The sequence below is a fragment of the Vibrio sp. 1078-1 genome (assembly GCF_033340475.1).
Window position 1 is genome coordinate 1 of the sequence record NZ_JAWOWM010000688.1, and the last position, 566, is coordinate 566.

Genomic DNA, 566 nt, shown 5'->3' on the forward strand with positions numbered 1-566 from the left:
CGATGGGCATGTACATCGTGTTGGTGTTCTTCGCTGCGCAGTTTGTTGCTTTCTTTAAGTGGACGAACTTTGGCCAAGTATTTGCCGTTGCAGGTGCTGACTTCCTGCAAAGCATCGGTCTGACTGGCCCTATGTTGTTCTTCGCATTCATTCTGATGTGTGGCTTCATTAACCTGATGATCGGTTCTGCATCGGCGCAGTGGGCCGTGACAGCTCCTATCTTCGTGCCAATGCTAATGCTAGTGGGTTATGCTCCAGAAACCATTCAAGCGGCTTACCGTATCGGTGATTCAACCACGAACATCATCACACCGATGATGAGCTACTTTGGTTTGATTTTGGCGGTAGCGACTCGCTACATGAAGAATCTAGGTATCGGTACGCTGATCGCGACCATGCTGCCTTACTCAATCTGCTTTATCGTAGGTTGGAGTCTGCTGTTCTACCTATGGGTATTCGTATTTGGTCTACCAGTCGGCCCGGGCGCTGCAACGTATTACACACCGTAATACTTAGGGCACCTCACACAGCTCCAAAAAAAGCCTGCGATATTCGCAGGCTTTTTT

The 566-nt window shown here is 49.1% G+C and carries 1 protein-coding gene; it reads left to right on the forward strand.

Going from position 1 to position 566, the window contains the following annotated elements:
• Nucleotides 1–509 (forward strand): AbgT family transporter (locus tag R7190_RS29530; RefSeq protein ID WP_318138157.1); only part of this gene is annotated, 509 nt, incomplete at its 5' end.
• Between the last annotated feature and the right edge of the window lie 57 nt (nucleotides 510–566).